Genomic DNA, 6,283 nt, shown 5'->3' on the forward strand with positions numbered 1-6,283 from the left:
GCGAATATCCTCATATAAGCAGATAAAGTAATTTTATCGAGACCCACAAATAAGTAAAATTGATTTATTTTTATAAATTGAATTAGTTTTACTTATTAAAATAAAATTATTGATAAATTTTTTGAGTAAAAACACAACAACAGGACGAAATTGTGAGATTATGGCAAAATATACCCTTTCAAATTTAAAGCCTATTTTGAAATCATGAAGCTGTTACGTCTAAATGCGTTATCTCCTGAATTCCAATTGCCAAAAACTGCGGTCACGATTGGCAACTTTGATGGTGTTCATTTGGGGCATCAAGCGATGATTTCTCAATTAAAATCAATATCATCACAAAAAAATCTAAAAACACTTGTGATGATTTTTGAACCGCAACCTTTAGAGTTTTTTAAAGGCTATGATGCACCGCCTCGTATCAGCTCCTTGCGTGAAAAAGTAGAACATCTCACTGAACTAGGCGTGGATTATATTGCGATTGCAAAATTTAATAATAAATTCCGTAGCTTAAGTGCTGAAGACTTTGCCAATATTTTAAAATATAAACTGAATGCTCAAAGTCTGGTACTTGGTGATGATTTTCATTTTGGTAAAGATCGTCAGGGCAACAGCGAATTTTTAAAACAGTATGGTTTTGATGTGACCAACCTGGATACAATCGAATTTGATGGCGAACGTGTCAGTTCAACCCGTGTCCGTCAAGTATTACAAGCAGGTAATCTATCTTTAGCAGCAAAATTATTAGGTCGCCCATATAGCATGATTGGTCGTGTCCAATATGGTGACCAGATTGGCCGAACTTTAAACTTTCCGACCATTAATGTCCGTCTAAACCGCCACAAGCCATGTTTAAGCGGAATCTATGGTGTTGAAGTTGTTTGTGAAACAACAGCATTAACTCAAAAGGTTATTCAGCAGAATCCAGATAAAAAAGGTATTGCAGGTTATCATCCTGAAGCCTTATTTGGGGCAGGCCATGTTGGAACACGTCCTGCGATTAAACAAGAGCATCCTGAATGGCGATTAGAAGTACACTTTCCTGAAGTTTCTGCTAATCTGTATGGCTTGTTAATGCGGGTCACGTTCCTCGACTATTTACATGGTGAGCTGAACTATCCTTCACTGGAAGCACTTCAAAAAGGTATTGATGATGATGTTGAGAAACTCCTTGAGTTTCGTGAAAACACCCCCAAATTTCCTTTTTAGTTCAAAATTTATTTATTTGTAAAAACGCGTCAGCCGGAAGGCTGATTGAATTGGATGACAACTTGCATGAGCGATAAGCAAACTCCTGAAAATGCAGTGGATTATAAAGCCACGCTAAACCTCCCAGGTACTGAATTTGCGATGAAAGCAAATCTCGCAGTACGTGAAGCAAAATGGTTAGAAGAGTGGTATGCCGACAACATTTATCAGCAGATTCGTGCATCGCGTATTGGCAAGAAAAAATATGTGCTCCATGATGGTCCTCCATATGCAAATGGTCAGATTCACTTAGGTCATGCTGTTAATAAGGTCTTAAAAGATATTATTGTCAAAAGCCGTACTCTGGATGGTTATGATGCGCCATATGTTCCAGGCTGGGACTGTCATGGTTTACCAATTGAACTAAAAGTCGAAGAAAAAGTTGGTAAAGTCGGTGTTAAAGTGGATGCTTCGACTTTCCGTAAAGCTTGCCGTGAATACGCCTATACTCAAATCGATCTACAAAAGAAAGATTTTGTGCGTATGGGAGTGCTTGGTGATTGGGATAATCCATACCTCACCATGAACTTCAAACAAGAAGCTGACATTGTTCGTGCGCTTGGTGAAATCGAAAAAGCGGGGCATATCCAACCAGGTTTAAAACCAGTGAACTGGTGTATCGACTGTGGTTCTGCTCTTGCTGAAGCTGAAGTTGATTATAAAGATAAAAAATCTGATGCCATTGATGTTGGATTTGGTGTAGTTGATCTTGCTGATTTATCAACACGTTTAGGCGTAGAGATTGCCAACCCAACAGATATTGTGATCTGGACAACAACTCCTTGGACGCTTCCAGCAAACCAAGCCGTTGCAGTACATGCTGAAATTGAATATCAACTGGTTCAGGCACAGTCTGACCGTGGTGTACAAAACCTGATTCTGGCAAAAGATTTGGTCGAATCTGCCTGTGAACGTTATAAACTCGAAAGCCCTAAAGTTCTAGCTGATTTTACAGGGTATAAATTAGAAAATTTACAATTACAACATCCTTTGATTACCGATCGTCAAGTTCCGGTGATTCTGGGTGAACATGTTATCGCAACCAGTGGTACAGGTGCAGTACATACCGCACCAGGTCATGGTGTCGATGACTATAAAGTTGGTCTTCAATACAACCTAAAAGTGGATAATCCTGTAGGTGGTAATGGTGTCTATTTACCAACATCACCAATTTTTGCTGGTGAACACATTTATAAAGCCAATCCAAAAATTATTGATGCATTAAAAGATGCTAGCAAACTTTGGGCTCATGAGCCGATTGTTCATAGCTATCCACACTGCTGGCGTCATAAAACACCAATCATTTTCCGTGCAACTCCACAATGGTTTATCAGCATGGATGAAAAAGGTTTACGTCAAGGCGCTTTAAATGCGATTGAAAATGACATCAGCTTTGTACCTGATTGGGGTAAAAACCGTATTCAGTCAATGATTGATGGCCGTCCAGACTGGTGTATCTCTCGTCAACGTACCTGGGGTGTACCAATTCCATTCTTTGTTCATAAAGATACCCATGAACTTCATCCCCGTACACCTGAGCTCATTGAAGAAGTTGCTAAACTGATTGAACAGGAAGGGATTGATGGCTGGTTTAATCGTGAAGCCAAAGATTTTATTGGCGCTGATGCAGAGCAATACAATGCTGTGCGCGATACCTTAGATGTCTGGTTTGACTCTGGAACAACACACTATGCTGTCCTTCGTCAACGTGAAGAATTGAGTGACCCTGCTGACTTATATCTTGAAGGTTCAGACCAGCATCGTGGCTGGTTCCAGTCTTCATTATTGACCTCAATGGCAATCAATAACCGTGCACCATATAAAGGTCTGCTCACTCACGGTTTCGTTGTGGATGAGAAAGGTCGCAAGATGTCTAAATCCATCGGTAATATTATTACCCCTCAAGACATCATTAAAGACATGGGTGCAGATGGTCTACGTTTCTGGATCGCATCATCAGATTACCGTTATGAAATGACTGCGGGTAAAGAAATCTTTAATCGTGCATCTGATGGCTATCGCCGTATTCGTAATACCTTACGTTTCTTGCTTGCAAACCTAAATGGTTTCAAACCGTCTACTGATGCATTACCTGTAGATCAACTTATTGCACTTGACCAATATATCTTGCAACGTGCCCATGAAGTTCAGGAAACAATCAAACAAGCTTATGAGGATATGAATTTCCACATCGTTTGTAGCTCGTTGACCAATTTCTGTATCAATGACTTGGGTGGTTTCTATTTAGATATTATCAAAGATCGTCAATACACAACCAAGGCGGACTCTGCTGCACGTCATTCTGCACAAACTGCACTTTATCATTTAGTTCAGGCATTTGTTCGCTGGATGAGCCCTATTTTGAGCTTCACGGCACAAGAAGCCTGGCCTTTAATTCCAGAACAATCTGAAAAATATGTATTCACTGCAAAGTGGTACGACATTCCTGTTGCATCAACTGCGAACTTGATCAGTGAAGCAGACTGGCAAACACTTATTCAAGTAAAATCAGCAGTAAATAAACAGATTGAAGCAGCTCGTAACGCTAAACTCATCGGTAGTAACTTATCTGCAAAAGTTGAACTCTGGGCAAATGCAGATTTACAAAAAGTGTTAAACCAATTGGGTGATGAACTCCGTTTCGTTCTCATTACTTCTCAAGCAATTGTTCATGACTATGCTGAGCAAGGTGAAGTAACAGATATTGAAGGTTTACGTGTCAAAGTTTCTGCTGCGATCGGTGAGAAATGTGCACGTTGCTGGCATGTTCTTCCAGATGTAAATACACATGCAGGACATCCTGGTTTATGTGGTCGTTGTATTATTAACGTCACTGGTAGTGGCGAAGTGAGAAAATATGCCTAACCCTCAGAATAAAAAGGGCTTATTTCAGTTTTATCCCCATAATATCATCTGGTTGGGACTTTCTGTCCTAACCATTTTGGTAGATCAATGGACAAAATATATCGCAAGTACACATCTGAATTATGCAGATCCTGTACCTGTACTCCCCTTTTTAAACTGGACATTGCTACACAACACAGGTGCTGCATTTAGCTTCTTGTCTGATGCTGGTGGATGGCAAAGATACCTATTCACAGGGCTTGCAGGAATAGTTTCTATTGTTTTTATTTTTTGGCTCATGCGTATGCCAAAAAATTCAATCGTTCTTCCTGCCGCAATTGCACTCATTCTAGGTGGTGCATTAGGTAACCTCATTGACCGCATGTATCTGGGTTATGTTGTCGACTTTATTCATGTGTTCTATCAAGATAAACACTTCCCAGCATTTAATATTGCTGATAGTGCCATTACTTTAGGAACTATTTTACTGTTGATTGATACGTTCTTTTTAGAAAAGCATCGTATTCAACGTGCGGAATCAAAAAATGACTGAAATAATCAACCCAAATGATGAAACCCGTGTGGCTGAAGGTTCAAAAGTCGATTTACACTTTTCTGTCGCAATTGAAAATGGTGTTGAAATCGATAACACGCGCAGCCGCGAAGAACCTGTAAGCCTGATTATGGGTGATGGTAGTCTATTACCAGGATTTGAAAAGGCACTTTTTGGTTTACGTGCAGGTGATCGCCGTACAGTTAGTCTTCCTCCAGAAGAAGCCTTTGGATCCTGGAATTCTGAAAATGTTCAAAAATTTGATACTGTCAAATTTGAACAACGTCCTATTGTAGGACATATGATTGAATTTGAAGATAAAGCGAAATCAAGTCTTTTTGGTGTCGTTAAAACTGTTAATGATGATATTACTGAAGTCGATTTTAACCATCCTCTTGCTGGAAAAAATATTACCTTTGAAGTTGAAATTTTCAAAGTGACTCCAGCTGGGCAACAAGGTATTAAAATCATGTAATATATTTACATCAATAAAAAGGCTCCTTAGGGAGTCTTTTTATTGAGTAATGAATTGAAATACTTACAAAATCATACTATTCATTCATAGCTATCTGATATTTATTAAAGAAAAATCTAAACAGAGTGAAGCATGAAAATTCAAATTATTATTGGAAGTGTCAGAGAAGGTCGTACAGCAATTAAAGTTGCAAAATGGGTAGAAAATACAATTAAAAATTTAAATTTTGAAAATTTAGAATTAGAGTTGATTGACTTAAAAGAATGGAATCTACCTATTTTCGCTGGTTCACATCCACCAGCAACCGGAGTTTATGATCAACCTAAACAACAAGAATGGGCTAATCTAATTTCTAGTGCACAAGCTTATATATTAATAAGCCCTGAATATAATCATGGCTATAGTCCTGCTCTTAAAAATGCTCTCGATTATATTTATAAGGAATGGCAAGGTAAACCTGTAGCTGTCGTCAGTTATGGTGGGACTAATGGTTCACGTTCGATAGATCAGATACGTCAAGTCTGCTCATCTCTTGGTTTAATCATTTCAAATGCAGAAATAGAAATACGTGATATTGGCAAGAGGAATAAAGAAGAATCTTTTCAAGGTAATGAATTTGATACTAAAGCCTTAAAATCAGCATTAGAGAAATTGATTCGCTATGCACCTAAAAACTGATGTAAGCTAAAGCTTACATTGAATATCAGGATTAACGACTGTTGTACTTTGAAAAGAATTTATATGATTTAGTCATAGGGAACAGGAAGTTTCCGAGACTAAAAACAACAATAATATGTCTTAGCATCAGGAACGTGAGGTACGACAGGAGTTATACCTAGCCAACCAATACGAAAAAGTCTCAACAGGATGTTGGGGCTTTTTTTATACTCCATATTTTATAATGCTTTTAAATAAATTGCGGTTTCTACATACATGGGTGGTTTCAGAAGAATTAACAATAGACCAGATCTTAGAGAAACCTTTTTATCATCCGACACTGGAGGAAGGGCTTAGAACTGCTTTAAAACATGCCAGAAGACAATTGAATTCCTAACATCTTAAAAATAAATATCCAGACATACATAAATCTCTGGATATTTATTTGTCATCATACTTTAACGTCTATACGCTTTAATCATTTGACATAAAAAAAAGCACCCTGATTC

Annotated in this window: 5 protein-coding genes and 1 pseudogene; all 6 read left to right on the forward strand. The window is 38.2% G+C overall.

Translation table 11 applies throughout. The features are described from left to right. Positions 1-204 precede the first annotated feature (204 nt). On the forward strand, positions 205-1,206 hold the full coding sequence (gene ribF / locus KPC_RS16920; RefSeq protein WP_121975523.1) for a riboflavin biosynthesis protein RibF: 1,002 nt from the start codon (positions 205-207) through the stop codon (positions 1,204-1,206). 66 nt (positions 1,207-1,272) lie between these two features. Continuing rightward, positions 1,273-4,110 carry an isoleucine--tRNA ligase gene (gene ileS, locus KPC_RS16925; RefSeq protein WP_121975524.1) on the forward strand — a complete coding sequence of 946 codons (2,838 nt, stop codon included), beginning with the start codon at positions 1,273-1,275 and terminating at the stop codon, positions 4,108-4,110. Then, complete coding sequence (gene lspA / locus KPC_RS16930; RefSeq protein WP_121975525.1) at positions 4,103-4,642, forward strand: signal peptidase II; 540 nt, start codon at positions 4,103-4,105, stop codon at positions 4,640-4,642. Before ileS ends, lspA begins: the two co-directional genes overlap by 8 nt. Next, positions 4,635-5,117 (forward strand): FKBP-type peptidyl-prolyl cis-trans isomerase, encoded by a 483-nt coding sequence (locus KPC_RS16935; RefSeq protein WP_121975526.1) that lies wholly within the window; start codon positions 4,635-4,637, stop codon positions 5,115-5,117. The genes lspA and KPC_RS16935 overlap by 8 nt, the downstream gene beginning before the upstream one ends. Positions 5,118-5,249: 132 nt before the next feature. Next, entirely contained in the window at positions 5,250-5,795 is a 546-nt protein-coding gene (locus KPC_RS16940; RefSeq protein ID WP_121975527.1) for an NADPH-dependent FMN reductase, read from the forward strand. Between the two features lie 262 nt (positions 5,796-6,057). After that, positions 6,058-6,171: pseudogene (locus KPC_RS20805) on the forward strand (hypothetical protein); the annotation flags it as partial. Positions 6,172-6,283 lie beyond the last annotated feature (112 nt).

This window comes from Acinetobacter stercoris (assembly GCF_900323515.1).
In the GTDB taxonomy this organism is placed as follows: Bacteria; Pseudomonadota; Gammaproteobacteria; order Pseudomonadales; family Moraxellaceae; genus Acinetobacter; species Acinetobacter stercoris.

Bases quoted from the DNA above. Each gene is read 5' to 3' on its own strand.
- ribF (WP_121975523.1), top strand. From the start codon at position 205: ATGAAGCTGTTACGTCTAAATGCGTTATCTCCTGAATTCCAATTGCCA.
- ileS (WP_121975524.1), top strand. From the start codon at position 1,273: ATGAGCGATAAGCAAACTCCTGAAAATGCAGTGGATTATAAAGCCACG.
- lspA (WP_121975525.1), top strand. From the start codon at position 4,103: ATGCCTAACCCTCAGAATAAAAAGGGCTTATTTCAGTTTTATCCCCAT.
- KPC_RS16935 (WP_121975526.1), top strand. From the start codon at position 4,635: ATGACTGAAATAATCAACCCAAATGATGAAACCCGTGTGGCTGAAGGT.
- KPC_RS16940 (WP_121975527.1), top strand. From the start codon at position 5,250: ATGAAAATTCAAATTATTATTGGAAGTGTCAGAGAAGGTCGTACAGCA.